Origin of the sequence: Psychrobacter sp. TB20-MNA-CIBAN-0197, from assembly GCF_040309765.1 — a bacterium.
Lineage (GTDB): Bacteria > Pseudomonadota > Gammaproteobacteria > Pseudomonadales > Moraxellaceae > Psychrobacter > Psychrobacter submarinus.
The window spans coordinates 1-315 of record NZ_JBEOPC010000273.1 but is presented as its reverse complement, the minus strand read 5'-3'; the positions used below and the strand labels follow the sequence as shown (position 1 = coordinate 315).

Genomic DNA, 315 nt, shown 5'->3' with positions numbered 1-315 from the left:
ACATGTACATGCTGAAGCTGAACCACTTGGTAGACGACAAGATGCACGCGCGTTCTACCGGTTCTTACAGCCTGGTTACCCAGCAGCCGCTGGGTGGTAAGGCGCAGTTCGGTGGTCAGCGTTTCGGGGAGATGGAGGTCTGGGCACTGGAAGCATACGGTGCTGCTTACACTCTGCAAGAAATGCTCACAGTGAAGTCGGACGATGTGAACGGCCGTACCAAGATGTACAAGAACATCGTGGATGGCGATCACCGTATGGAGCCGGGCATGCCCGAGTCCTTCAACGTGTTGATCAAGGAAATTCGTGCCCTCG

At 55.2% G+C, this 315-nt stretch carries 1 protein-coding gene; it reads left to right on the top strand.

The window, feature by feature from the left end; genetic code table 11:
• A partial coding sequence (locus tag AAEY83_RS13630; protein WP_351059612.1) for a DNA-directed RNA polymerase subunit beta occupies positions 1-315 on the top strand: 315 nt, incomplete at both ends.